The sequence below is a fragment of the Micromonospora sp. NPDC049203 genome (genome assembly GCF_043197215.1).
In the GTDB taxonomy this organism is placed as follows: Bacteria; Actinomycetota; Actinomycetes; order Mycobacteriales; family Micromonosporaceae; genus Micromonospora.
On record NZ_JBICSV010000018.1, the window covers coordinates 1 to 25202 of the forward strand.

Annotated in this window: 22 protein-coding genes and 1 pseudogene; 9 read left to right on the top strand and 14 right to left on the bottom strand. The window is 72.8% G+C overall.

All coding sequences use genetic code 11. The features are described 5' to 3' along the window. Positions 1 to 127: 127 nt before the first annotated feature. From galT to ACGFIA_RS28105, 4 genes are all read right to left on the bottom strand, one after another. Positions 128 to 1201: a galactose-1-phosphate uridylyltransferase gene (gene galT, locus ACGFIA_RS28090; protein WP_357391198.1), complete on the bottom strand. Its 1074-nt coding sequence runs from the start codon at positions 1199 to 1201 to the stop codon at positions 128 to 130. Then, positions 1198 to 1986: a DeoR/GlpR family DNA-binding transcription regulator gene (locus ACGFIA_RS28095; RefSeq protein ID WP_357472030.1), complete on the bottom strand. Its 789-nt coding sequence runs from the start codon at positions 1984 to 1986 to the stop codon at positions 1198 to 1200. The genes galT and ACGFIA_RS28095 overlap by 4 nt, the downstream gene beginning before the upstream one ends. A 176-nt stretch (positions 1987 to 2162) precedes the next feature. Then, positions 2163 to 3692, bottom strand: coding sequence for an adenylyl-sulfate kinase (cysC, locus tag ACGFIA_RS28100; protein ID WP_357391194.1), 1530 nt, complete (start codon positions 3690 to 3692; stop codon positions 2163 to 2165). Positions 3693 to 3821: 129 nt separating this feature from the next. Beyond that, a complete protein-coding gene (locus tag ACGFIA_RS28105) occupies positions 3822 to 5369 on the bottom strand; it encodes a glycosyltransferase family 2 protein (RefSeq protein WP_393262934.1) in 1548 nt (515 codons plus the stop codon). 153 nt (positions 5370 to 5522) lie between these two features. Here ACGFIA_RS28105 and ACGFIA_RS28110 point away from each other — a divergent pair, with 153 nt between their 5' ends. The 4 genes from ACGFIA_RS28110 to ACGFIA_RS28125 are packed head-to-tail and all read left to right on the top strand — an operon-like array spanning position 5523 to position 8974. Continuing rightward, positions 5523 to 6437: an ABC transporter ATP-binding protein gene (locus tag ACGFIA_RS28110; protein ID WP_357391191.1), complete on the top strand. Its 915-nt coding sequence runs from the start codon at positions 5523 to 5525 to the stop codon at positions 6435 to 6437. Beyond that, positions 6430 to 7308: an ABC transporter permease subunit gene (locus ACGFIA_RS28115; protein ID WP_357472033.1), complete on the top strand. Its 879-nt coding sequence runs from the start codon at positions 6430 to 6432 to the stop codon at positions 7306 to 7308. The genes ACGFIA_RS28110 and ACGFIA_RS28115 overlap by 8 nt, the downstream gene beginning before the upstream one ends. Beyond that, positions 7305 to 8264 (top strand): ABC transporter ATP-binding protein, encoded by a 960-nt coding sequence (locus tag ACGFIA_RS28120; RefSeq protein WP_194801330.1) that lies wholly within the window; start codon positions 7305 to 7307, stop codon positions 8262 to 8264. Before ACGFIA_RS28115 ends, ACGFIA_RS28120 begins: the two co-directional genes overlap by 4 nt. Continuing rightward, positions 8264 to 8974: an ABC transporter permease subunit gene (locus ACGFIA_RS28125; RefSeq protein ID WP_393262938.1), complete on the top strand. Its 711-nt coding sequence runs from the start codon at positions 8264 to 8266 to the stop codon at positions 8972 to 8974. Before ACGFIA_RS28120 ends, ACGFIA_RS28125 begins: the two co-directional genes overlap by 1 nt. A gap of 44 nt (positions 8975 to 9018) precedes the next feature. Here the strand turns inward: ACGFIA_RS28125 and valS are convergent, their stop codons facing one another. The 5 genes from valS to ACGFIA_RS28150 all read right to left on the bottom strand — a co-directional run bounded on the left by valS (position 9019) and on the right by ACGFIA_RS28150 (position 17437). Continuing rightward, positions 9019 to 11583 (bottom strand): valine--tRNA ligase, encoded by a 2565-nt coding sequence (gene valS / locus ACGFIA_RS28130; protein WP_393262941.1) that lies wholly within the window; start codon positions 11581 to 11583, stop codon positions 9019 to 9021. Between the two features lie 62 nt (positions 11584 to 11645). Continuing rightward, a complete protein-coding gene (locus tag ACGFIA_RS28135) occupies positions 11646 to 13478 on the bottom strand; it encodes an ABC transporter ATP-binding protein (protein WP_357391104.1) in 1833 nt (610 codons plus the stop codon). Positions 13479 to 13618: 140 nt separating this feature from the next. After that, the gene (locus tag ACGFIA_RS28140) at positions 13619 to 15439 is read right to left on the bottom strand and encodes an ABC transporter ATP-binding protein (protein ID WP_393262943.1); all 1821 of its coding nucleotides are present in this window, start codon (positions 15437 to 15439) and stop codon (positions 13619 to 13621) included. A 37-nt stretch (positions 15440 to 15476) separates the two neighbouring features. Further along, positions 15477 to 15989, bottom strand: a complete 513-nt coding sequence (locus ACGFIA_RS28145; RefSeq protein WP_357391092.1) for a methylated-DNA--[protein]-cysteine S-methyltransferase — start codon at positions 15987 to 15989, stop codon at positions 15477 to 15479. Further along, positions 15986 to 17437, bottom strand: a complete 1452-nt coding sequence (locus tag ACGFIA_RS28150) for an AlkA N-terminal domain-containing protein (RefSeq protein WP_357391094.1) — start codon at positions 17435 to 17437, stop codon at positions 15986 to 15988. Before ACGFIA_RS28150 ends, ACGFIA_RS28145 begins: the two co-directional genes overlap by 4 nt. A 242-nt stretch (positions 17438 to 17679) precedes the next feature. Between ACGFIA_RS28150 and ACGFIA_RS28155 the strand changes: the two genes are divergently transcribed. After that, complete coding sequence (locus tag ACGFIA_RS28155) at positions 17680 to 18144, top strand: hypothetical protein (protein ID WP_357391096.1); 465 nt, start codon at positions 17680 to 17682, stop codon at positions 18142 to 18144. Between the two features lie 128 nt (positions 18145 to 18272). On the opposite strand, the pseudogene ACGFIA_RS28160 reads toward ACGFIA_RS28155, so the two are convergent. After that, positions 18273 to 19046, bottom strand: a pseudogene (locus tag ACGFIA_RS28160) (EamA family transporter); the annotation flags it as partial. Positions 19047 to 19139: 93 nt separating this feature from the next. Here ACGFIA_RS28160 and ACGFIA_RS28165 point away from each other — a divergent pair. Genes ACGFIA_RS28165 through ychF form a run of 3 tightly spaced genes read left to right on the top strand, consistent with a single transcriptional unit; the run spans position 19140 to position 21574 of the window. Beyond that, a complete protein-coding gene (locus tag ACGFIA_RS28165) occupies positions 19140 to 19652 on the top strand; it encodes a MarR family transcriptional regulator (protein WP_357391098.1) in 513 nt (170 codons plus the stop codon). 31 nt (positions 19653 to 19683) lie between these two features. Beyond that, positions 19684 to 20430, top strand: coding sequence for a peptidase E (locus ACGFIA_RS28170; RefSeq protein ID WP_357391100.1), 747 nt, complete (start codon positions 19684 to 19686; stop codon positions 20428 to 20430). A 58-nt stretch (positions 20431 to 20488) separates the two neighbouring features. Next, positions 20489 to 21574 carry a redox-regulated ATPase YchF gene (ychF, locus tag ACGFIA_RS28175; RefSeq protein WP_357480390.1) on the top strand — a complete coding sequence of 362 codons (1086 nt, stop codon included), beginning with the start codon at positions 20489 to 20491 and terminating at the stop codon, positions 21572 to 21574. A 305-nt stretch (positions 21575 to 21879) separates the two neighbouring features. Here ychF and ACGFIA_RS28180 read toward each other — a convergent pair whose 3' ends face one another. From ACGFIA_RS28180 to ACGFIA_RS28195, 4 genes are all read right to left on the bottom strand, one after another. Beyond that, a complete protein-coding gene (locus tag ACGFIA_RS28180; protein WP_357390945.1) occupies positions 21880 to 22197 on the bottom strand; it encodes a hypothetical protein in 318 nt (105 codons plus the stop codon). Positions 22198 to 22666: 469 nt separating this feature from the next. Beyond that, a complete protein-coding gene (locus ACGFIA_RS28185) occupies positions 22667 to 23362 on the bottom strand; it encodes an ABC transporter permease (protein ID WP_357474703.1) in 696 nt (231 codons plus the stop codon). Further along, complete coding sequence (locus ACGFIA_RS28190; protein WP_357390949.1) at positions 23359 to 24237, bottom strand: ABC transporter ATP-binding protein; 879 nt, start codon at positions 24235 to 24237, stop codon at positions 23359 to 23361. Before ACGFIA_RS28190 ends, ACGFIA_RS28185 begins: the two co-directional genes overlap by 4 nt. After that, positions 24234 to 24593: a GntR family transcriptional regulator gene (locus ACGFIA_RS28195; protein WP_262015862.1), complete on the bottom strand. Its 360-nt coding sequence runs from the start codon at positions 24591 to 24593 to the stop codon at positions 24234 to 24236. Before ACGFIA_RS28195 ends, ACGFIA_RS28190 begins: the two co-directional genes overlap by 4 nt. Positions 24594 to 24675: 82 nt before the next feature. On the opposite strand from ACGFIA_RS28195, the gene ACGFIA_RS28200 reads away from it, so the two are divergent. Then, complete coding sequence (locus ACGFIA_RS28200; protein ID WP_357474693.1) at positions 24676 to 25107, top strand: hypothetical protein; 432 nt, start codon at positions 24676 to 24678, stop codon at positions 25105 to 25107. Positions 25108 to 25202 lie beyond the last annotated feature (95 nt).

The window sequence follows — 25202 nt, forward strand, 5'->3', positions numbered from 1 at the left end:
CTCACCCCTCCTCACGTTCAGACGAAACGACCCTCACATCCAGTCGGTTACGCCCACCCTCAAAAAGTTAGGACCTCTAAGAAGGGGCCCTTCCTCTACCGCAGGCGTTAATAAGGGGCCCTTCCTTTCACGCGGAGCGGAGCAGGTCGGCGGCTCGCTCGGGGGCGATGTCGTTGATGAACACGCCCATGCCGGACTCCGACCCGGCCAGGTACTTCAGCTTGTCCTTGGCCCGCCGGATGCTGAACAGCTGAAGGTGCAGGTGGCCCAGCTCCCTGTCGATCCGCACCGGCGCCTGGTGCCAGGCCGCGATGTACGGCATGGGCATGTCGAACAGCCCGTCGAAGCGGCGCAGTAGGTCCAGGTAGAGCGGCCCGAACGCGTCCCGCTCGGCGTCGTCGAGCGCGGGGATGTCCGGCACCGGCCGGTGCGGCGCCACGTGCACCTCGAACGGCCAGCGCGCCGCAGCCGGGACGTACGCGGTCCAGTGCTCGTTGCTCGTCACCACCCGGACCCCGGAGGCCCGTTCGGCGGCCAGCACGTCGGCGTAGAGGTTGCCCCCGGTGCGCTCGGCGTGCCGCCGGGCGGCGGCCAGCATGGTGCGGGTGCGCGGCGTGACGAACGGGTACGCGTAGATCTGCCCGTGCGGGTGGTGCAGTGTCACTCCGATCTCCACGCCCCGGTTCTCGAACGGGAAGACCTGCTCCACGCCGGGCAGCGCGCTCAGCGCGGTGGTGCGGTCGGCGAGCGCGTCCAGCACCGTCCGCACGCGGGCCGGGGAGAGCCGGGCGAACGACGCGTTGTGGTCGTCGGTGAAGCAGACCACCTCGCACCTGCCGCGCCCCGGGCGTACCGGGGTGAAAGGGGTGATCTCGACCGGTTCGTCGGCCACCCGCTGGCTCAGCGACGGGAACCGGTTCTCGAAGACCACCACGTCGTAGTCGGGCGCCGGGATCTCGCTGTGCCGCTCCCCCCGGGACGGGCACAACGGGCACTGGTCGGCCGGGGGCAGGAACGTGCGGGTCTGCCGGTGCACCGCCACCGCCACCCACTCGTCGGTCAGCGGGTCGTACCGCAGCTGCGAGGCGGGCGGGGGAGGGGGCAGGTCCCGCCGGTCCGGCTGGTCGCGGACCGCGTCGTCTCGCTCGTCGAAGTAGATCAGCTCGCGGCCGTCGGCCAGCGCGATCTGCGTACGCTTCACTCCGCCCCCCTCGTCGTGGGCACCGTCACCAGCTCACCCACCCTGTCGTCGAGTACCCGTCGGGCCTCGGGTGCCAACCGGTCGTCGGTGACCAGCACGTCCGCCGCGTCCAGGGGCACGATCGACGAGATGCCGACGGTGCCCCATTTGGTGTGGTCGGCGAGCACCACGAGCCGGTCCGCCGCGGCCACGAGCGCCCGGTTCGTGTCCGCCTCCATCAGATTGGGCGTGGTGAAACCGGCCCGTTCGCTGATCCCGTGTACGCCGAGAAAGAGCAGGTCCAGGTGGAGCGTGGCGATCGCGGCCACGGCGAGTGGGCCGACGAGCGCGTCCGACGGCGTGCGGACGCCGCCGGTGAGCACCACCGTCTGGTCCGGCCGGCCGCCGACGTGCAGGACCTCCGCGACCGGCAGCGAGTTGGTGACCACTGTGAGGCCGGGCACGTCCACCAGCCGCCGGGCCAGTTCGGCGGTGGTGGTGCCGGCGGAGAGCGCGATCGCGGCGCCGGGCCGGACCAGCAGCGCGGCGTGCTCGGCGATCGCGGCCTTCTCGGCGGACTGGCGGATGGACTTGGCGTGGAAGCCGGGCTCGTCGGTCGAGCCGGGACCGGCCGGCGTCGCGCCCCCGTGCACCTTGGCGAGCAGGCCCTGCTCGTGCAGCGTGTCCAGGTCGCGCCGGATGGTCATGTCGGAGACGCCGAACTCGGCCGCCAGCTCGGTGACCCGGACGCCCCCGGCGCGGCGCAGTCGTTCCAGGATCGCCGTCTGCCGCTGCCGCGCCAGCATCCCCGGCTCACCTCCGCGTCTCACCGGCCGCGCGGACACTTCACGCGGTCGAACGTGTTCCAACAAAGACGAACACTACCGCGCAACGAGGGGTGATGCGAGACCGCCGCCGTCCGGAAGTCCGGACGGCGGCGGTCGACGTGCTGTGTGCCGGAACGCGGCCGGCGATCAGACGATCAGGCGGGCTGGAGGCGGGGCTCCACCCAGCCCGTCTCGGTGAGGTGCTCCATCACCTTCCCGACAGCCTCCTCGACGCTGAGCTCCGAGGTGTCGACCACCAGGTCGGCGTCGGTAGGCTCCTCGTACGGGTCGTCGATGCCGGTCATCCCGGTGATCAGGCCGGCCCGGGCCCGGGCGTACAGGCCCTTGCGGTCGCGCTGCTCACAGACCGCCAGCGGCGTCGCCACGTGGACCAGCAGGAAGCCCGCCCCGGCCGTCTCCGCCATCTCCCGGGCGGTGGCGCGAGCTGCCGCGTACGGCGCGATCGGGCAGCAGATGCCGACCCCCCGGTGCCGGGCGATCTCCGCGGCCACCCAGCCGATCCGGCGTACGTTGAGATCCCGGTCGGCCTTGCTGAACCCCAGCCCGGCGGAGAGCTCCCGCCGCACCACGTCGCCGTCGAGCAGCGTGATCGTGCGGTCGCCCTGCTCGCGGAGCACGTCGGCGAGCCCTCTGGCGATCGTCGACTTGCCCGAGCCGGACAGGCCGGTCAGGAAGATCACCAGGCCCCGGTGCCGCCGCGGCGGACGGGCCCGGGTCAGTTCCTTCGCCACCGCCGGCGGGGTGTGCCACTCGGGCAGCGGGAACCCCCGGTCCAGCAGGTCGTCGATCTCCCGCGTGCTCAGCGCCAGCCGGCGGTTGCGCGGCGGGATGTCCTCACGCCAGCGCCACTGGCCGTCCCGGTTGTCGTAGGCCAGCTCGCGGGGCACCAGCACGCGCAGGCCGGCGCCGGAGAGCATGCCCTCGGTGGAGAGCAGGTGGGTCACCCCGTACGCGGCGGCGACCCGGGCCCGCAGCAGCGCGTCGCTGATCTCGTCGCGCCGCCGGGCCAGCGGCACCGCCACGAGCGTCGCCGGGGGCATCCGGTCGCGGGCGGCGAACACGCTGCGCACCAGCGCCTCGGCCGGCAGCCCGCCGATCGACTCCTCACCCACCGGGATCATCACCAGCAGGTGCGCGCCGAGCGTACGAGCCGCGTGCGCGATCTGCGCCAGCTGCGGCCGGTGCAGCGGGCGGTCGGCGAACACGCCGAGCACCCGGCCCGGCGGCAGCAGGCCGCGCACCTCGTCGGGGCCGCGCCGCAGCCGCTGGAACGGCCCGTGGCCGCCGTCGCCCAGGCGGCGCACCGCGCCACCGACACCCACCATGCCCTCACGGCCCGGCCAGACGTCTGTCACGTCCATCGCCGCCACCGGCGCGCCCTCACCGTCGGTGAGCACCACCGCCCGGCGTGCCGGATCGGCCGGGTCCAGCCCGTCGGCGAGCGCCGCCGGCACCTGGAGCGTCACCGGAACCGGCCAGGACGTGCCGTCGGCCAGCCGGCCGCGCCGGTTCAGCGAGGCCAGGTCGGCCCGGCTCAGGAAACCGGTGAGCGGCGCGTACGCCCCACTCAGCAACAACTGGAGATCGGCCAGCTCAGCGGGTCTGGGCGCGTACGACGGCGCATCCCGCAGAACGTCCTCGGGTAGCAGCCACCCGTTGCTCATCGAACCCCCAACTCACCGGCCGGCACACAGTTTCGCAGCCCACCGGCGATCGGTCGAGAGCGCCACCCGGCCTCCCGGTGATCGCGTGTGCGGCGACCGTGCCGAGGACGAACCGGGGTCACCGAATCCTTACCGGCCGGCCGCGGCCGGTCGATCGTGCGAACGGCTGCCGGCGCGCGCCGACCGGCCGACCGCGCGGTCCCGCAGTCGCCGGACCGCGCGACGGATCCGGGACCGCAGCCGGCGCGCGTCCTCCACCCGGAGCGGGCCGCCGTCGGCCGCGCAACGCACCACCAGCGGCAGGCGGGTGTCGAGCGCCCAGCCGGCCTGGATCACCCGGGCCCGCACCTCCCAGGTGCCCCGGGTCCGTCCGCCGTTGAGCGCCGCGAAGTCGACGGTAGCGGTGCTGCGGTGCCGTACCCGGCCGTCGTCGGCCCGCTCGGTGCCGGTGTCGACCGGCAGGAAGAACTCCTCCCGGGTCTCCCGGCGGCGGACGACGAGGTCGGTCCTCGCCCCGCCGGCCCGCAGCACGGCGCCGGCCGGCGTCGTGTCGGCCAGCGGGAGCACCGGGAGCCCCTGGTCGTCGAAGCGCAGCGGCTCGTCACCCGCGGCCAGGTCGGCGGAGACGCCGACGGTCAGCGTCCGCCCCCGTACCCGCCACCTGTCGACTGTGGCGCGCGCCCGGATGCTCGCCTCCCACTCCGCCAGCCGGTGCAGATCCGCCGTCCGCCCCTGCCCGGCGAGGTGTGCGATCACCTGGAAGATCGGCGGCAGCCCGGCGACCGCCTCCGGCGCGAAGCGCTCCTTGAGGAGCTGACCCACCTCGCCGGCCACCTGGTCGGCCCACTGCCGCGGCGCGTTCAGCAGGGCCTGCCCGCGCAGCCGGCTCAGCATCTCCTTACGCAGCCAGCGCCGGTGCAGCCGGAGGCGGGCCCCGGCGGCCGGGCGGTGCGCGGCCACGATGTCCAGCGCCGCCCGCAACGCCCCGTAGTACTCGGCCGGGTCCATCCGGGTGGCGGTGACGTTGCCCGCGTCCACCCGGCGGACGTGGTGGTAGCAGGGGTGGTCGGCCAGCACGCAGACGCGCTCGGCGAGCAGGTAGGCCGCCGCCATCAGCCGGTGGTCCTCCAGGCGGCGCGGGTGACCCTCCGGGAACCGCAGCCCGTGCCGTTCCAGGAAGGACCGCCGGAACAGTTTGTGACAGGTCATGCTGTCGGCCAGCGGCGCGTCGGCGAGCGTGACGCCGAACCGATTCTCCCGGAACAGCTCCCGCGGGACGCCCCGCCGGTGCCCGACCATCCGGCCGATGACGATGTCCGCATCGTGGTCCCGCGCGCAGGCGTGCAGGCGGGCCAGCGCCTCGTCGCCGAACCAGTCGTCGTCGTCGGCGAAGAAGACGTACTCGCCGCGCGCCTGCTCCAGCCCGCTGTTGCGCGGGTGCGACGGCCAGCCCGAGTGTTCCAGGTGCAGCACCCGCACGTGCGGGTCGGCGGCGGCCAGCTCGTCCAGCCGCTGCGGCGTACCGTCTGTCGACCCGTCGTCGGCGAAGATCACCTCGTACCCGCCGGGCGGCAACCCCTGCCGCGTCAGCGAGGCGACGAGCGGATCGATGTTGGCACCGCAGTTGTACGTGGGCACCACCACGCTCACCACCGGCCGGTCCGTGCCGTCGCTCATACCGCCCCCCGTCGATTCGCCCACACACGGTGGCAGCTTCCCCGCGTGGCCGCCACCCCGCCCGCCACCTAGGGGAGCAAGCGGTCGAGGATCAGGGGATCGCCGGGGTCCGGACGGGCTCCGGCGCAGCCCCGGAGTTCTACGCTGAACGGCGTGACACTGCTCGCGACCGAGTCGCTGACCAAGACGTACGGAGGCCGGGTCACCGCGTTGGCCGACCTCACCGTGTCGGTCGAGCCGGGGATCATCGGGCTGGTGGGCGCGAACGGCGCCGGCAAGTCCACTCTGATCAAGATCCTGCTGGGTCTGCTCCGCCCGACCAGCGGCCGGGTGCAGGTGCTCGGCCTCGACCCCACCACCGACCCGGCGGCGGTCCGCGCCCGCGTCGGCTACATGCCCGAGCACGACGCCCTCCCGCCCGACCTGTCCGCCGCCGAGCTGGTCACCCACCTGGGCCGGATCAGCGGGCTGCCGCGCACCGTCGCCCGGGAACGGGCCTCCGAGGCGCTGCGCCACGTCGGTCTGCACGAGGAGCGGCACCGGGCCGTCGGTGGCTACTCCACCGGCATGAAGCAGCGGGTCAAGCTCGCCCAGGCGCTCGTACACGATCCCGATCTGCTGCTGCTCGACGAGCCGACGAACGGCCTCGACCCGGCCGGCCGGGACGCCATGCTCGCGCTGATCCACCGGATCGGCACCGAGTTCGGGATCTCGGTGGTGGTCTGCTCGCACCTGCTCGGCGAGGTCGAGCGGATCTGCGACACGCTCGTCGCCATCGACGGCGGCCGGCTGCTGCGCGCCGACCGGGTGTCCGCCATGACCACCGCCACCGACGTGCTCGCCGTCGAGGTGAGCGAGGGCACCGAGGAACTCGCCGCCCGGCTCGCCGCGCTCGACCTGCCGGTGAGCCGCGACGGGCGGCTGCTGCTCGTGCCGCTCGCCGACGACGCGACCTACGACCAGATCCTCGGCGCGGTCGCCGAGCTGGACCTGCCACTGCACCGGCTGGACCAGCGGCGGCACCGGGTGGCCGAACTCTTCGCCACGAGGGAGCCCAGCCATGTCTGACGCGACCGGGGTCATCCACGACATCGGCTACCAGCGCTACACCGGCCCGCGACTCGGCCGCCGGCAGGTCTTCGGCGCGCTCTACCTGCACGGCGTGCGTACCGTGTTCGGGCTGGGCCGCAGCGCCAAGGCCAAGATCTTCCCGTGGCTGGTGGTCTCCGTGGTCACCGTGGTGGCCGCCGGGCTCACCGCGGTACGCAGCCAGATCGGCGAGGTGGTGATGACGTACGCCCAGTTCGCCGACGCGATGAGCTGGCTGGTCATCTTCTTCGCCGCGGTGGCCGCGCCCGAGCTGGTCTCCCGCGACCTGCGCAGCGGCGTGCTGCCGCTGTACTTCTCCCGGCCGCTGCCGCGCGGCGACTACGCCCTGTCGAAGCTGCTGGCGCTGGTGACCGCGATCTGGCTGCTGCTCGGCGGCCCGCAACTGGTGATGTTCCTCGGCGCCGCGTTCACCACGAAGCGGGGGATCGGCGGAGTGTGGGACGAACTGCTCGACCTGCTGCCCGGGCTGCTCTACGCCGGGCTCTGGGCGGTGGTGTTCGCCTCGATCGCCCTGCTCGTCGCCTCGCTCACCGGCAAGCGCGCGTTCGCCGCCGGCGGCATCGTGGCGGTCTTCCTGATGACCACGCCGGTGGTCGGCGTGCTCAACATCCTGCCGTCGACAACCGTCAACGAGCTGGCCTTCCTGGCCTCCCCGCCGACACTCGTCGGCGGCGTGGGCAACTGGGCGCTCGGCGACCGGCTGACCCAGGGACGGGGCGGCATGCCGATCGGCGACTTCGGGCCGGTCTACGCCGTGGTCGCCGTGCTGCTGGTCGCCGCCTGCGTCAGCCTGCTGCTCCTGCGATACCGGAAGGTGGCCGCCCGATGACGGCGATCAGCACCCAGTCGACGGCCGGCGCGCCCGCCGCCGCGACCAGCACGCTCGACCTGGCCGGTGTCTCCCGCTGGTACGGCAACGTGGTGGCGGTCAACGACGTCACCATGCGGCTCGGCCCCGGCGTGACCGGCCTGCTCGGCCCCAACGGCGCCGGCAAGACCACGCTGCTGCACATGATGGCCGGCTTCCTGTCCCCGTCGCGGGGCACAGTGACGCTGGACGGGGAGCCGACCTGGCGCAACCCCGCCGTCTACCGGCGGCTGGGCCTGGTCAGCGAGCGCGAGGCGGTGCACACGTTCCTCAGCGCGTACGAGTTCGTGCTCGCCAGCGCGAAGCTGCACCGGCTGCCCGACCCGGAGGCGGCCACGAAGCGGGCGATCGAGCTGGTCGAGATGGAGGACGCGCAGACCCGCCGGATCGGCACCTACTCCAAGGGCATGCGGCAGCGCACCCGGGTCGCCGCCGCGCTCGTGCACGACCCGCAGGTGCTGCTGCTCGACGAGCCGTTCAACGGGATGGACCCGCGCCAGCGGCTGCACATGATGGCGCTGCTGCACCGGCTCGGCGACGCGGGACGGACCATCCTGTTCAGCTCGCACATCCTGGAGGAGGTCGAGCAGGTCTCCGGCACGGTCCAGGTCATGGTGGCCGGCCGGCTCGCCGCCTCCGGCGACTACCGGACCATCCGCCGCCTGATGACCAACCGGCCGCACGTGTTCGCGGTCCGCTCCACCGACGACCGGGCACTGGCGGTGGCGCTGATGGCCGAGGCGTCGGTCTCCGGCGTCGAGCTGGGCCGTACCGGCCTGACCGTCAAGGCCGGCGACTACGGCGCGTTCACCCGGGCACTGCCCCGGATCGCGCTCCGGCACGGCATCCGGGTCCGGCAGCTCCTGCCGGAGGACGAGTCGCTGGAGAGCGTCTTCTCGTATCTGGTGGAGGCATGATGTCGACAGTCACCTGGATCACCGCGCGCGGCCTGTTCGGCCGGAGCCGGTTCCTCATGCTCCTGCCGTTGCCGCTGATCCTGATCGGCCTGGCGGTGCTCTGCCGGTCGCTCGGCGTCGACCCGGGCCAGTGGGGTCCGCCGGTGCTCGTCGGTCTCGGCCTCGCCGTGGTGCTGCCGGTGGTCTCGCTGATCGTGGGCACCGGCGTGCTGGGCGCGGAGATCGACGACGGCACCGTCGTGCACATCCTCACCAAGCCGTTGCCGCGCTGGCAGATCGTGCTGCCGAAGCTGGCGGTCGCGGCCGGCGTCAGCGCGGTCACCGTGGGCGTCCCGATCTACGTCGCGGGCGTGCTGGCCGATTCGGTACGCCTCGGACTGGCACTTGTCGCCGCCTCGGCGGCGGGCGTGCTGGCGTACTCGGCGCTGTTCCTGGCGCTGAGCCTGGTGACCCGGCGGCCGGTGCTGCTCGGCCTGGTCTACGTGCTGATCTGGGAGGGCCTGCTCGGCCGGTTCGTCGGCGGCACCCGGGTGCTGTCGATCCAGCAGTGGGTGATCGCCCTGGCCGACCGGATGGCGCCGACGCCGCTGCTCGGCACCAGCGTCTCGGTGCCGGTCGCGGCCGTGCTCACCACGCTGGTGGCGATCGGGTTCACCGTGCTGGCGATCGACCGCCTGCGTTCGTTCAGCGTGGCCGGCGAGACGAGCTGACCCGGACGAGGGGCGGCCGGCGTCACGCCGGCCGCCCCTCGCGGTCAGAACGCGCAGGCGATGACCAGTTCGGTGGTGCGGTCGGGCAGCAGGTCGAGCTTCGCGATCCGGCCCGCCGCGCGCAGGTCGTCGGCGACGGTGCCGAGCTGGTCGAGCACCGCCGCCGGTCCGAGCGCCTCGGCCAGCGGCACGTCCGCCTTCATCGACAGCTTCCGCTCCGACTTGGCGCGGCGCACCTGGCCCAGCGCGTCCGCGGCCAGCCGCAGCAGCTCCGGGTCACCCGGCGCGGCCATCGCGCGGGACACCTCGTACGTGGTCGGCCACGGCGAGCGGTGCACCGAGCCGTACCGCCACCACGACCAGACCTCCTCGGTGACGAACGGCAGCACCGGCGCGAACAGGCGCAACTGCACCGACAGCGCGGTCGCCAGCGCCGCCCGGGCCGAGTCGGCGGCCGGCCCGGTGCCGTAGGCGCGTTCCTTCACCAACTCGATGTAGTCGTCGCAGAACCGCCAGAAGAACGCCTCGGTGGCCATCAGGGCGGCCGTGTGGTCGTACCCGTCGAAGGCGGACGTCGCCACCCCGACCACGCCGGACAGTTCGGCGAGCATCGCGGTGTCCAGCGGTTGGGTCACCGGGGCCCGCAGCGCGTCGGCGGCGCCCAGCCCGAGCGCGAACCGGGACGCGTTGAGCAGCTTGGTGGCCAGCCGGCGGCCCACCTTGACCTGGGCCGGGTCGTAGGCCAGGTCCGTGCCCGGCTTGCCGCTGGCGGCCCAGTAGCGGACCGCGTCGGATCCGTTGCGCTCCAGCAGCGCCATCGGCGTGACCACGTTGCCCTTGGACTTTGACATCTTCTTGCGGTCCGGGTCGAGGATCCAGCCGGAGAGCACAGCCGTGTGCCACGGCAGCGCGCCGTGTTCCAGGTGGGACCGGGCCACCGTGGCGAACAGCCAGGTCCGGATGATGTCGTGCCCCTGCGGGCGCAGGTCCATCGGGAAGACCCGGCCGAACAGGTCCGGGTCGGTCTCCCAGCCGCCGACGATCTGCGGGGTCAGCGACGACGTGGCCCAGGTGTCCAGCACGTCCGGGTCGCCGGTGAAACCACCCGGCTGCCCGCGCTGCGACTCGTCGTAACCGGGCGGCGGCTCGCTCGTCGGGTCGATCGGGAGCATCGCCTCGTCCGGTATGAGAGGGTGGGACCAGTCCGGCTCGCCAACGTTGTCGAGCCGGTACCACACCGGCACCGGCACGCCGAAGAACCGCTGCCGGCTGACCAGCCAGTCGCCGGTGAGACCGCCCACCCAGTGCTCGTACCGGTGCCGCATGTGCTCCGGCACCCAGCGCAGCTCCCGCCCCCGGGCCAGCAGCTCCTCGCGCAGGCCGGCGTCCCGGCCGCCGTTGCGCAGATACCACTGCCGGGTCGAGACGATCTCCAGCGGCCGGTCGCCGCGCTCGTAGAACTTCACCGGATGGGTGATCGGCCGTGGCTCGCCGACCAGGTCGCCCGCGTCGGCAAGCAGCTCCACCAGCGTCCGCCGGGCGCCGTTCACCGTCTGCCCGGCCAGCGCCGCGTAGGGCTGCGCCGGCACGCCGGCCGGCGGCTCCGGCAGCAGCCGCCCGTCCCGGCCGATCACCACGCGGGTGTCCAGCCGCAGTTCCCGCCACCAGGTCACGTCGGTCAGGTCACCGAACGTGCAGACCATCGCGATGCCCGTGCCCTTGGCCGGGTCCGCCAGCGGGTGCGCGCGCACCGGCACCTCGACCCCGAACACCGGGGTACGCGCAGCCGCGCCGACCAGGTCCGCGTACCGCTCGTCGTCGGGGTGGCAGACCAGCGCCACGCAGGCCGGCAGCAGCTCCGGGCGGGTGGTGTCGATCAGCACCTCGCGGCCGTCCGGGCCGGTGAACCGCAGCCGGTGGTACGCGCCCGGCCGCTCCCGGTCCTCCAGTTCCGCCTGCGCCACGGCGGTGCCGTACCCGACGTCCCACAGCGTCGGCGCCTCGGCCTGGTACGCCTCGCCCCGGGCCAGGTTGCGCAGGAACGCGCGTTGGCTCGCCGCGCGGGCCGCCGAACCGATCGTGGTGTACGTCAGCGACCAGTCCACCGACAGCCCGAGCCGCCGCCACAGCGTCTCGAACGCCTTCTCGTCCTCGACCGTGAGCAGTTCACACAGCTCGATAAAGTTGCGCCGGGAGATCGCCGTCGGGTTCTTCCGGGCCGCGTCGTCCACCGGTGCGGCCGGCGGGCGCCAGTCCCTGTCGTACGGCAGCGCCGGATCGGGGCGCACGCCGTAGACGTTCTGCACCCGGCGTTCGGTGGGCAGCCCGTTGTCGTCCCAGCCCATCGGGTAGAAGACGGTCCGCCCGCGCATCCGCTGGAACCGGGCCACCGTGTCGGTGTGCGTGTACGAGAAGACGTGTCCCATGTGCAGCTCGCCCGACACGGTCGGCGGGGGAGTGTCGATCGCGTATACGTCCGGCCGCTCCTTCGTGCGGTCGAACGCGTACGTGCCGTCGGACTGCCAGCGGCGGGCCCAGGTCTCCTCGAGGCCGTCCAGGCTCGGACGCTCGGGGACGCCGCCGCGGGCGCTCCTCGTCGTGTCGGTCATCAGCCGATGGTAGGCAGCCGGGCCGCCGCACTCCACGACTTTCCCCACCCCGCGCAGGGCGGTCAGAGGAGGGAGTCGCGCCACTGGCGGTGCAGGGCGGCGTAGCGGCCGTCGGCCGCGATCAGCTCCGCCGGTGGGCCGTCCTCCACGATCCGCCCGCCGTCGAGGACCAGCACCCGGTCCGCCGTCTCCACGGTGGAGAGCCGGTGGGCGATGACCAGGGCGGTACGGTCGCGCAACACGCTGCGCAGGGCCCGCTGCACCAGCCGCTCGGTCGGCACGTCGAGCGCCGAGGTCGCCTCGTCGAGGATCAGCACCCGGGGGTCGGCGAGGAACGCCCGGGCGAACGCCACGAGCTGCCGCTGCCCGGCGGAGAGCCGGCCGCCGCGCCGGTGCACGTCGGTGGCGTACCCGTCGGGCAGCGCGGCGATGAAGTCGTGCGCGCCGATCGCCCGCGCGGCGCCGACCACCGCCTCGTCGTCGGCGTCCGGGCGGCCGAACCTGATGTTGTCGGCCACGGAACCGCTGAACAGGTGGGTCTCCTGAGTCACCAGCACCACCGCCCGGCGCAGCTCGGCGTCGGCCAGGTCGCGCAGGTCAACTCCGTCCAGCCGGACCGCTCCCGCGTCCGGGTCGTGGAAGCGGGCCACGAGCTTCGCGACAGTGGACTTGCCGGCGCCGGTCGGGCCGATCAGCGCCACCGTCTGCCCGGACGGCACGGTCAGGTCCAGGCCGGACAGGATCGGCGTCCGGCGGCGGTAGCCGAAGCCGACGGCGCGGAACACGATCGCCCCGCGCGGCGGCCCGGCGGGCAGCGGCACCGGCCGGGCAGGTTCGGGCACCGCCGGGCGCTCGTCCAGCACGCCGGCCAGCTTCTCCAGCGCGGCGGTCGCCGACTGGAGCGAGTTGTAGAACTGGCTCAACTCCTCCATCGGCTCGAAGAAGCGGCGCAGGTAGAGCAGGAACGCGGCGAGCACGCCCACCTCGACGCCGCCGCCCAGCACCCGCCAGCCGCCGTACCCGAGCACCACCGCCGCGGTCAGGTTGCCGATCAACCGGATGCCCGGCGAGTAGATCGCGATCAGCCGGAACGCGTTCAGGCTGGAACGCCGGTAGTCGTCGTTCACGGTGGCGAAGATGCGGTCGTTGCGGTCCTCCCGCCGGTACGCCTGCACGGCCCGGATCCCGCGCAGCGATTCGACGAAGTGCACGATGACCAGCGCGACCGCCTCCCGGGTGCGCCGGTACGCCCCGGCCGACGCGTGGGCGAACCAGCGCGACAGCACGAACAGGAAGGGGAACGCGAGCAGCGTAACCGCCGCCAGCGGCAGGTCCAGCCAGAGCAGGATGCCCGCCACCGACAGCACCGACAGCCCGGCCATCACCAGCTTGTCGATGCCGCCGTCGACCAGTTCGGCGATCGACTCCAGGTCGCTGGTCAGCCGGGACACCATCCGGCCCGAGGTGTAGCGCTCGTGGAACCCGACGTCGAGGCGGAGGAAGTGCCCGTACACCCGGCGGCGCAGGTCCAGCAGGACGGCCTGGCCGATCCGGGCGGCGAGGGTGAGGAACGCGCGCCGGGCCGCGTACTCGACAGCTGTGGCGACCACGAACGCGGCGGCGACAGCAACCAGCGGGCCCGCGTCACCGGCCCGCAGCGGCCCGATGCCCCGATCGATGCCGAGCATGACCAGGTACGGCCCGGACATCGCGGCGGCGTTCTGGGCCAGCAGCAACGCCACCGCCAGCCCGAGCGCCCGCCGGTGCGGGCGTAGCAACAGCCGCAGCAGCACCCGGCTGCGGGCGCGCAGCCGGGCCACCGCCTCCGGGGACGAGTCCTCGGCCCGGCTGCGGTCGGCGTCCGGATCGGTGGCGCGCCCCCGCCAGCGGGACAGGTCGTCACCGCCGCCGTGGGGCGCGCCGGTCGTCGCGTGGCCGTCCGGTGGGGCCGGGTCGCCGCTGCCACCGCGCGCGCCGGTGGTGCCGGAGCCGTTCGGCGCGTCGCGGGGCCGGGGTACCCGCGGCACGCGGCCGGTCACGAGCGCACCAGGCCGACGCCGCCGGTCCGGCGCTCCGGCTCGGCGGACAGCACCGCCCGGTACGCGGGCACCCGCGCCAGCAGCTCCGAGTGGGTGCCGACGGCGACGATCCGGCCGCCGTCGAGCAACGCCACCCGGTCGGCCAGCGCCACTGTCGAGGGGCGGTGCGCCACCAGCAGGGTGGTGGTCGCGGTCTCCCGCAGCACCCGGCGCAGGGCCGCCTCGACGAGCGCCTCGGTGTGCACGTCGAGCGCGGAGAGCGGGTCGTCGAGCACCAGCACCGCGGGCCGGCCGAGCACCGCTCGCGCCAGCGCGAGCCGCTGCCGCTGCCCGCCGGACAACGACAGCCCCTGCTCACCGACGCGGGTGGCCAGCCCCCACGGCAGCTCGTACGCGAACTCCGCCTGGGCCAGCGTCAGCGCGGCCCGGACCTCGTCCTCGCTCGCGTCCGGCCGGCCCAGGGTGAGGTTCTCCCAGACCGACATGGAGAACAGCGTCGGCTCCTCGAACGCCACGGCGACCAGCCGGCGCAAGGAATCCAACCGCAGTTCACGCACGTCGTGCCCGTCGAGCGTGATCCGGCCGCCGGTCGCCTCGTGGAGCCGGGGGACGAGCGACAGCAGCGTGCTCTTGCCGCAGCCGGTGACGCCGACGAGCGCCATCGTCTCGCCCGGTTCGACGGTCAGGTCCAGGTCGCGCAGCACCGGCGCGGACGTGCCGGGATAGCGGAAGCCGACCGCCTCGAAGCGGAGCCGGCCGCGTACCTCGCCCCGGTCGAGCGGCCGGGCCCGTGGGCCGTCCACGATGGTCGGAGGTGTGTCCAGCACCTCCTGGATCCGGTCGGCGGCGGTAGCGGCCTCCTGGCCGTTGGCGATGATCCAGCCCAGCGACTGCACCGGCCAGATCAGCATGAGCTGGAGGCTGACGAACGCGACCAGCTCGCCGATGGACAGCACGCCCTCGGCGACCGCCGCGGCGCCGGCCACCAGGACGGCACCGAGCGTCAGGTTGGGCACCAGGTCGAACAGCGCTGACGTCCGGGCCAGCAGCCGGGCCTTGCCGATCCCGGTGTCGTGCAGCCGGCGCGCGCCGACGGCGAACTGGGCCGCCAGTTCCGGCCCGCGCCCGTATGCCCGCATCGTGCGCAACCCCAGCGCCGTCTCCTCGACCAGTGTGGCGACGTCGCCCTGCTGGTCCTGCATCCGGCGCGACGCCGCGTGGTAGTGGCGCGCGAACCGGCGGCTGATCAGGAACAGCGGTACGGCGCTGGCCGCGACCAGCAGCCCCAGCCACGGGTGCAGCCGGATCAGCAGCGCCACCACCGCCGCGTAGGTGACCAGGTTGAGCACCAGGAACAGCAGCCCGAAGGAGAGGAACCGCCTGATCACCGACAGGTCGCTGGTGATCCGGGACAGCAACTGGCCGGACTGCCAGCGATCGTGGAAGGAGGCCGGAAGCCGTTGCAGGTGGGCGTAGATGTCAGCGCGGATGGCGGCCTCCATGCCCACCGAGGACGACGACTGCGTCCAGCGGCGAATGAAGATCAGGACCGCCTCGGCCAGGCCGAGCAGCAGCGCCAGGCCACCGAGCCGGAGCAGCCCGGCCTCGTCGTGACGGGCCACCGGACCGTCGACCACCCGCTGCACCACCAGCGGTACGGCCAGGCTCGCCGCGGTGGCGGCGCGCGCCGCCACCAGCAGCCAGGCGAACTCCATCGCGTACGGGCGCAGGTAGGGCCGCAGCCGCCAGAGGTTGCGCAGCGGCTGGGACCGGGCGCGGAGATGCGCCGCGGGATTGCCGTCGCTGGACGCGGGCACTACCCGACGGTAGCCGTCGGGGGTGACAGACGGGCTGTCAGCTAACCGTCACCCGTCCCTCATGCCCGAGAAGCCACTTCTTCACATCCAGCCCCCAGCGGTACCCGCCCAGCGTGCCGTCGGTACGCAGCACCCGGTGGCAGGGCACGAACAGCGCGGCGGCGTTGCGGGCGCAGGCCGCCGCGGCGGCCCGCACGGCAGCCGGTCGTCCGGCCAGCGCGGCGAACCCGGTGTAGGTGACCGGGTCGCCGGGCTTGACGTCGCGCAGCACCTGCCAGGCGTGCGTCAGGAAGGGCCCGCCGGTGTGCTGCTCGACCGCTACCGCGTCGATGGCGGCGAGGTCACCGTCCAGGTAGGCGCGAACGGCGGCGGTCACCTGGCCGAGGTCGGCCCGTTCCCGCAGCTCACCGCGCAGACTCGGGTGGATCAACGGCATCAGGGCCGCCGGGTCGGCGGTGAAGCCCGCCGCGCGTACCGACCCGCCCGGGCCGGCGAGCACGCTGAACGGGCCGGCGGGGGTGTCGATGACTGTGCTGTCCACAGTGCTCATGCTGCTCTCCAGAGTCGGATGGTCGCGTACGACCGCCAGGGACGCCAGCGGTCGGCGTACGCGGACAGGGTCTTCGGGTCGTCGGGCAGGCCGAGCGCTGCCGCGCCCCGGCGTACGCCCAGGTCGGTGGCGAGCGCGACGTCGGGGTCGCCGAGCGCGCGCATGGCCAGGTAGCCGGTGGTCCACGGGCCGATGCCGGGCACCGAGGCCAGGAGCCGGACCGTCTCCTCCCGGTCGCCTCCGGGTTCCAGGTCGAGGTCGCCGTCGGCGACCGCGCGGGCCAGCGCGCGGAGCGTCTCCCGGCGGGCCGCCGGCATCCGGAACGCCGTGTCCGGCGCCGCGAGCACCTCCGCCGGACCGGGGAAGGCCACCAGGCCGTCAGCCGGGTCGTCGCCACCCGCCCCGCTCGCGGCCCGGGTGGCGGCGAGCAGGCGGGTGAGCGTGGTGCGCGCCGAGGCCAGCGAGACCTGCTGGGTGGCGACGGCGCGGACGGCCAGCTCGAACCCGTCGACCGCGTGCGGCAGCCGGACGCCGGGCTCGGCCGCGACGGCCGGGGCCAGCGCCGGGTCGGCGGCCAGGACGGCGTCCACCGCGACCGGGTCGGCGTCCAGGTCGAGCAGGCGGCGGCAGCGGGCCACAGCCGGGGCCAGGTCACGCATGTCGGCCAGCCGCAGCGTGGCGTCGATGTGGCCGTCGGCGGGGGTCAGCGCCACAGTGGCGGGACCGTGCGGCAGGCGCAGCCCTCGGTGGTAGGTGCCGTCGCGGACCACCTCGACGCGGGGGAGTGCGCGTAGCGCGAGGAAGTCCAGCAGCGCGCCCGCGTGCAGCGGGGGCCGGTATGCCAGCCGCAGCGAGAGCGTGCCCGCTCCGGTGGCCGTGGCCGGGCCACGCCGCCGGGCCCGCAGCTCGGACGGGGTGCCGCCGTAGACCTCGCGGACCGTGTCGTTGAACTGCCTGATGCTGCCGAACCCGGCGGCGAAGGCCACCTCGGCCAGGCCGAGGCCGGTGGTCTCGATCAGGATCCGGGCGGTCTGCGCGCGCTGGGCCCGGGCCAGTGCCAGCGGGCCGGCGCCCAGCTCGGCCCGGAGCATCCGGTGCAGGTGCCGCTCGGTGTAGCCCAGCCGGGTGGCCAGGCCGGGCACCCCGTCCCGGTCCACGACGCCGTCGGCGATCAGCCGCATGGCGCGGCCGACCAGGTCGGCCCGGACGTCCCACTCGGGTGAGCCCGGTGCCGCGTCCGGCCGGCACCGGCGGCACGCCCGGAGCCCGGCCCCCTGCGCGGCGGCGGCGGACGGGAAGAACCGGACGTTGCGTCGCTTGGGTGTCATTGCCGGACAGGACGGCCGGCAGTAGATCCCGGTCGACGTCACACCGGTGTAGAACCAGCCGTCGAACCGCGGGTCGCGGCTGTCGACGGCCCGGTAGCACCGCTCGAAGTCCAGTTCCATGCCACGATCCTGCCTCGCAGCTCCCCGGCTCGGCTGGCGGGATTCAGACATGACATGAGGCAGTCGCGCCAGCTCGGGGAGGTGGCGGTATCCCCGGCCCCGGGACACCGCCACCCCGCCGAGGTGGCGTGGATCATGTGGGGCGCATCCGAGAAAGTGTCGTAAGTGGTCGGTAGCGTCCCGCCACCAACTCAAGAAGAGGTGCGGGGCATGGCGAGCGTGGCCGGGCGGGGTGTCCGCTGATGCGATCGGGGCGAGCACCGTTGGACGCCGCGGTGGTGGAGGGCTTCTACGAGCGGATGCGGGTGGTGGCGCCGGCCGCGTACGGCGCGATCGAGCGCGACCGGGCCGGTGATCCCGGCCGCCCCTTCGCGGACACCGCCTGCGGGCGGCTGGCCAGTTCCCTCGACCCGGACGGGCTGCGCGCGCTCGGCATGTGGGCGCACCACTGGTGCATGCGCTTCTACGACGACGACACCCGGGTCGGCCTGCGGCTGGTCCGGGAGATCGCGGCCCGCCCCGGCCTGGGCTGGACCGCTGACGAGGTGCGGTGGCTGCTCGACCGGTCGTACGCGGCCGGGCCCGCCGCCGCGCACCGGTTCACGCTGCCGCTCGCGGCAGCCGCGCAGCTGCCGGCCGGCGTGCTCCCCGAGGGCGTCGCCGCCGAGGCGTGGCCGGACGACTGGCGCCGGCTGCGGGCCGGCTGACGGCGTGGCGACCCGGGCGACGTCCTGTCGCTCGGGTGCGGGCGCGACGATCGGTCCGGCATCTGGGCGAGCACCGTGGCCGCCACCGCCACCGCGAAGCCGGTGAGCTGGACCGGGTCCAGCGCCTCGTCGAGCACCACCCAGCCGAGCGCCGCGGCGGTCAGCGGGCTCAGCGTGCCGAGCACCGACACGCGGGACACCGGCAGCCGCGCCGCGCCACGGAACCACAGCACGTACGCCAGCGCGGTGCCGGCCAGCCCGAGCCACGCGTACCCGAGCACCGCCGGCCCGTCGGGCGCGGGCGGCGCGCCCTCGACGGCGGCGGCGACCGGCACGATCATCAGGCCACCGGCGACGAGCTGCCAGCTCGTCGCGGTGAGGACGCCCACTCCGGGCGGCCGCCCCCAGCGGCGGGTGAGCACCAGCCCGGCGGCCATCGCCACCGCGCCGGCCAGCCCGGCGGCGACGCCGAGCGGGTCGAGACCGGCGCCGGGACGCAGCACCACCAGCGCGACGCCGAGCGGTGCGGCCGCGGCGGCGACCAGTGCGGGCCGGGTGGGGCGGTCGCGGAGCAGGGCGACGGTGAGCACCGCCACCAGCAGTGGCTGCGCGGCGCCGAGCACGGCGGCGGTGCCGCCGGGCAGCCGGTACGCGGCGAGGAACAGCAGCGGGAAGAACACCCCGATGTTCAGCGCGCCGAGCACTGCGGCTCGTCCCCACCAGACGCCGTGTGGTCGTCGGCGGGTCAGGGCGAGCAGCAGCAGGCCGGCCGGGAGGGCCCGGATCGCGCCGGCCCAGAGCGGCCGGTCCGGCGGGAGGAGTTCGGCGGTGACGAGGTAGGTGGTGCCCCAGGTGACAGGGGCGGCGGCGGTGAGCGCGACGTCGGTCCAGCGAGGGTTCATGGAAGCCTCCTTCTCGTGGCTAAGTATCTTAGCGCTAAGCTAATCAGGGGTTAGCGAAAAGAGGAAGTGGGACGTGCGGCACAATCGGCAGCCGTGACAGGCGACGAGGTGGACGTGATCGTCGAGCAGTGGCAACGGGAGCGGCCCGGCATGCGGCCCGAACCGATGGCCGTGTTCGGCCGCATCTACCGGCTCGCCCGGCTGGTCGGCGACGGCCAGGAGAAGGTGTACGCGGGCTGGGGCATCGGCCGGGGTGAGTTCGACGTGCTCGCAGCGCTGCGACGCTCCGGCGCGCCGTACACGCTGGCGCCGAAGGAGCTCGCCGCCTCGCTGATGCTCACCTCCGGCGGCATGACCGGGCGGCTCGACCGGCTCGAACGGGCCGGCCTGGTGCGCCGCTCGCCGGATCCGGCCGACCGGCGGGCGCTGCGGGTCAGCCTCACCGACACCGGTCGCCGGGTGGTCGAGGAGTCGGCCGAGGCCGGCCTCGCCGTGCAACGGCGGATCCTCGACGCGTTGCCGCCCGCCGACCAGGAACGGCTCGCCGATTTGCTTCGTACGTTGCTCGCAGCGGCCACGGCCGGACCCGCCGATCCGGCACAATGATCGGCACCCGTCACCGGCCGGAAGGACGCCCGTGCCCGCCACCGAACCGACGATCGTCGCCACCAGCATGGGTTTCGCCAGCCGTCGCCGTGGCCCCTGGGACGCCCGGCCCAGCGCCCTGTTCGACCTGATGGCCGAGCTGGCCGGGGCCGGTGACGCGCCCCGCGTCTGCTACCTCGGCCAGGCCACCGGCGACCAGCCGACCGGGTTCACCGTCTTCTACGGCGCCTTCGCCGGCACCCGGTTCCGCGCCTCCCACCTGGCGCTCTACCCGATGCCGAACGTCGAGGACATCCGCGCCCACCTGCTCGCGCAGGACGTCGTCTGGGTCGGCGGCGGCAGCGTGGCGAACCTCTGCGCGGTCTGGCGGGTGCACGGCCTGCCGGAGATCCTGCACGAGTGCTGGCAGGCCGGCGTGGTGCTCGGCGGGGTGTCCGCCGGCTCGATCTGCTGGCACACCGGTGGCGCCACCGACAGCTACGGCCCGACGCTGCGGCCCTTCACCGAAGGGCTGGGCTGGCTCCCGTACGGCAATGGCGTGCACTACGACAGCGAGGAGCAGCGCCGCCCGCTGATGCACCGGCTGGTCGCCGACGGCACGCTGCCGGCCAGCCACTGCACCGACGACGGCGTCGGACTGATCTACCGGGGCACCCGGCTGGCCGAGGCGGTGGCCGACCGGCCCGGCGTGGCCGCGTACGAGCTGGTCCGCGCCGAGGACGGCACCGTCCGGGAGACCCGGATCGAGCCGCGCCTGCTCTCCGCCGCGCCGGAGTGACCGGGTTCGCGGACCTGCCTGCCCGGCGCGGGTGGCGAAGCGCGTAAGCTGGTTCGTCGTGAGTCTCACCATCGGCATCGTCGGCCTGCCCAACGTGGGCAAGAGCACCCTGTTCAACGCGCTGACCAAGAACGACGTGCTCGCCGCGAACTACCCGTTCGCCACCATCGAGCCTAATGTCGGCGTGGTCGGGCTGCCCGACGAGCGGCTGGCGAAGCTGGCGGAGATCTTCTCCTCGCAGAAGGTGCTGCCGGCGCCGGTCTCGTTCGTCGACATCGCCGGACTGGTCCGGGGCGCCTCCAAGGGGCAGGGCCGCGGCAACGCGTTCCTCGCCAACATCCGCGACGCCTCGGCGATCTGCCAGGTGGTGCGTGCCTTCTCCGACCCGAACGTGGTGCACGTCGACGGCAAGGTCTCTCCGGCCGACGACATCGAGACGATCAACACCGAGCTGATCCTGGCCGACATCCAGACGCTGGAGAAGGCGCTGCCCCGGCTGGAGAAGGAGGCCAAGCTCCGCAAGGACCGGGCCGCCGCCGTCGAGGCCGCCAAGAAGGCGGTCGAGGTCCTCGACAACGGCGTGACCCTGTACGCGGGCGCCGCCGCCGCGAAGGTCGAGCTGGAACACCTGCGTGAGCTGCACCTGCTCACCACCAAGCCGTTCCTCTACGTCTTCAACGTCGACGAGGCCGAGCTGGGCAACGAGGAGTTCCTCGACGAGCTGCGCGGCCTGGTCGCGCCCGCCGAGGCGATCTTCATGGATGCCAAGATCGAGTCCGAGCTGGTGGACCTGCCCGAGGACGAGGCCCGTGAGCTGCTGGAGTCGATCGGGCAGTCCGAACCGGGCCTGAACCAGCTCGTCCGGGTGGGCTTCCGGACGCTCGGGCTCCAGACGTACCTGACGGCCGGCCCCAAGGAGGCGCGGGCCTGGACCATCCCGGTCGGCGCGACCGCGCCGGAGGCCGCCGGGGTGATCCACAGCGACTTCCAGCGCGGGTTCATCAAGGCCGAGGTGGTCTCCTACAACGACCTGGTCGAGGCCGGATCGATGGCGGCGGCCAAGGCCGCCGGCAAGGTCCGGATCGAGGGCAAGGAGTACGTCATGCAGGACGGCGACGTGGTGGAGTTCCGCTTCAACGTCTGAATCCGGCCTGTTTCCGCAGTTCAGAACGGTGGTGCCTCGCTCTGGGGCGCACCGCGGGGTGCAGCCCCCACGCCTCATCGACCGGCGGCGCGGGGTTGTGGTTACCGCGTCTCCGGCGCGGGACGCTCCGGCTTCAGGACGGCGGGTGCACGACCTGGGCAACCGAGCAGACCTTGCCCGGTCCGCCAGCGTCCGAACGTGTGTCGAGGGCCGTCTTGATGTGGCGGGTCGGGCGGTAGCCCGCTCCTCAGGAGGGCGGGCCGGCGGGCGAACGGGATGGCCTCAGGCTGACAAGCTCTTCAATGTCAGTTTTCTTCCGCATCAACGACCGCCTCAATGTCGGCGCCAGAAGGAGTATCGAGCCAATCCGTGATTTTCCCATCCATTCCACAGCCTTCTATGACGTTCTTGCCCCCTACCGACTTCTCGTGGAACCTGTAACAGTCGCCCTTGGTGGCAATCCATAGAAATTTGTCTTTCCGCGTCGCCCATGGAAACGTCACGGCCCAGCCATCGCAGTCCTTGTCCTTGTTTGCTTCGAAAACATCGCCCGCGCCCTGTTCGGAATTCACTGTCATTACAGGGCGGTTTGAATCGTTCCGCACGACTCCCAGCTTTGCCATGGCTCCACTCCTCAATGGCTGGTTTGCTCGGAAACTTCATTGCCAAACCAGAAGATACCGTCCAGGCCCCAGGGTGTGCGGAAAATCGAAAAATATCGACAACGGCGGCGGCGCCAGGCTGGATACGGAGTGCGCGGACCTGCTCAAGGAGCGCCCAGAGGGCGAATGCGCGACTTGTGAACGTGGGGCAGCGAGCAGTAAAGCGGCAGCACAAGAAAACGGCTCAAGTGCGACTGCGGCTTCGGCAGCGAACTGGTCGCCCGGGGCACGGTGAACGGCGAATTCGAGCTCTGCTGGGAGCTGGCGGACAAGCCGGCCGACATGTGGACGTGCGTGGCGGCGACATCGGATGCCGGACCGGAGAACGCTATCCGGGGCATGGTGGGCCTGCTTCTGGGTGTGCTGGATGGGCACCGGGGCGGTCGCCGGCCCGCTCGCGCGTACCGGCGACCGCCACCCGTACCTGCCGTCAGGCGTTCGCCCGGCGGATGGCCGCCATGCCTCCGATCGCGGCCACCACCGCCACCAGGGCGGGCCACCCCACCAGCAGGCTGACCTGGTGCTGGCTGCTCAACCACTGCCAGATGTCGCCGAACCAGTCCTGCCAGATGACCAGCGCGGTGAGCAGGCCGGCCACCAGGATCAGGGCCGCGCCGGCACCGAGCAGGCCGTTCATGCCGAACCGGACGTACCAGACGGCGACGAAGATGGAGACGAAGTTCAGGAACAGGAACGGCACCGCGTAGACGGCGATCTGCAACAGCCCGTTGTCGACGTCGATGTACGGGATCCGGAAGAACCGGAGCTCGATCCCGAAGCCGCCGGTGGCGCCCTCGATCAGGTTGAGCAGGTAGAGCAGGACGCCGTAGGCGACCGCCTGCACCACGTTGACGAGCACCGTGGCGAGGTAGAAGGTGCGCCGGGTGACGCCCATGCCGAGGGCGAACGGGAACACCTGGCTGATCGATGCGGCGGCGACGATCGAGCAGACGATGTAGAGGCTGGCCAGACCGCCCGTGGTGTTCTTGCCCGGCGCCGCCTCGTCGATCGAGGCGAAGATCAGCAGGTTGACGCCGAGCGAGATGGCCATGATGCCCCACGGCCAGGCCAGCTGGCCGATCCAGGCGATGGTGTGCATCCGGGCGACGTCGAGGATGCGAGTCATCGGGAGTTCGTCCTTTCCGTCGTCAGGCGCACCACGGCCTGCTGCAGCGATACCGGTGCCAGGTCGATGCCGAGCTTCTTGGCGCGCAGCCGTTCGGCGTTGTCGAACGAGCCGCGTAGCGTCGTCCGGGCGGCGCCGCCGAGCTGTTCGCGGTGCAGCACCGCGTACGCGGTCCCGAACTCGTCCACCGCCTCGGCGGGGCCGGTCGCCTCCATCACCTCGCCGCGCAGGTCGTCGCTGGGCGCGTCGAGCAGCAGCCTGCCGTGATCGAGCAGCACCACGTGCTCGATCAGGTCGGCCACCTCGTCGATGAGGTGCGTGGAGAGCACGACGGTGCGCGGGTTCTCGGCGTAGTCGACCAGCAGCCGGTCGTAGAAGAGCTGCCGGGCCACCGCGTCGAGACCGAGGTACGGCTCGTCGAAGAAGGTCAGCGGCGCCCGTGCGGCCAGGCCGATCGTGACGCCCAGCGCGGACGTCATACCGCGGGACAGCTTGCGCACGTTGCGCTTGCGTGGCAGCTCGAAGTCGTCCACGAGGGACTGCGCGAAGTCCTCGTCCCAGTTCGGGAACAGCCGCCCGGCCAGGCTCAGGACGTGCCGGACCTGGTAGGCGGCCGGGTACGTCTGGCTCTCCTTGATGAAGACCACCCGCGACAGCGCCCGCTCGTTCTCGTACGGCCGCTCGCCGAAGAGTGTCAGGTCGCCACTGGAGACGCTCTGCTGGCCGGTGATCAGCTGCATCAGCGTCGTCTTTCCGGCACCGTTGCGGCCGAGGAGGCCGTAGATCTTGTTTCCCGTCAGGGTGAAGGTGACGTTGTCGAGAGCGGCCACGTCGCCGTACCGCTTCGTGAGGCCGGCAGCCGCCACGACGCTCATCGTTGCTCCTCCCATGTCTCGATGAGCTTCTTCAGCTCCTCGGTGCCGATGCCCAATTTTCGGGCCTCCTCGATGAGGGGCCGCACGTACTGGTCGGAGAACTCGTGCCGGCGACGCTCTCGGAGTGTTTCGCTGGCCCCCGTTGCCACGAACATTCCGATTCCCCGGCGTTTGTAGAGAATCCCGTCATCGACCAGGCGGTTGATCCCCTTGGCAGCGGTCGCCGGATTGATCCGGTGAAACGCCGCCAGCTCGTTTGTGGACGGCACCTGGGTCTCCTCCGCGTACGTCCCGTCGATGATCGAGTTCTCGATCAGCTCCGCGATCTGGACGAAGATCGGCCGACCGTCATCCATACCAGCTCCGTTGGTTCATTACTCATGTAGTTAACCATCGCACCGCCGCGCCGCCCCGTCAAGTGCCTTAGGGGTTCGCGCCGTGGAACTGAGGATCGACGAGAGTACGCGCCAGGCACGGGAGTTCGTCTGCGGCTGTTGCGACACCGCCGCGGAGCGGACCTGGGCCGACATCCGCACCGATGACGCGACAGTGGCCGTCTACTTCGCGAGCTGCTACCACCACGACGGCGCGCACGAGGTCTGGATCGACGCGATCCTGGGCAGCTGGGGCCGCGACGACGTCGACGACCACGTCACCTTCGGCTGCCGGGTCGGGCCGGTGGCCGGCTCGCCGGGGCCGGCCGCGACGCTCGTCAACGGTGGTGAGGTCGCGGGGGACAGCCCGATCTTCGGCCGCAAGCTCAGCCGCGAGGAAGGGCTGACCCATCCCCGGCTCGCCGAGTTCTGGCAGATGGTCGACCTGATCCTGGAGCGGGACGCCCTGGTGCGCCGTCACCTGGCCGGCACCTGACCAGCCCGGTGATCAAGGGGTTTACGTCACCCGGACCAGGCCGACCGGACACCAACTCCTTGATCACCGGGGTGAGCCGGGGGCGGAGGCGGGGG